The organism is Pantoea sp. GbtcB22, assembly GCF_019091025.1.
In the GTDB taxonomy this organism is placed as follows: domain Bacteria; phylum Pseudomonadota; class Gammaproteobacteria; order Enterobacterales; family Enterobacteriaceae; genus Pantoea; species Pantoea leporis.
Window position 1 is genome coordinate 1 of record NZ_JAGXKB010000778.1, and the last position, 239, is coordinate 239.

Genomic DNA, 239 nt, shown 5'->3' on the forward strand with positions numbered 1-239 from the left:
CAGTACACCCGGCAGGACCCGGAGCAGGTTGCGTACTATAAAGAAGCCGAGAAACGCCAGATCCTGCAGGAAGGGATCAACGAGCTGGGCGCGGGTTCATCCTGGCTGGCGCCGGCGACCTCATACAGCACTAACAACCTGCCGATGATTCCGATCTACATCTATTACTCCCTGGTCGGCTTCCAGCGCCTCGGCGATCTGATGTGGCTGGCGGGCGATATGCAGGCACGCGGCTTCCT

At 60.3% G+C, this 239-nt stretch carries 1 protein-coding gene; it reads left to right on the plus strand.

Translation table 11 applies throughout. The annotated features are described in order from the left end of the window. Positions 1 to 239 (plus strand): hypothetical protein (locus KVT28_RS26650; RefSeq protein WP_217551312.1); only part of this gene is annotated, 239 nt, incomplete at both ends.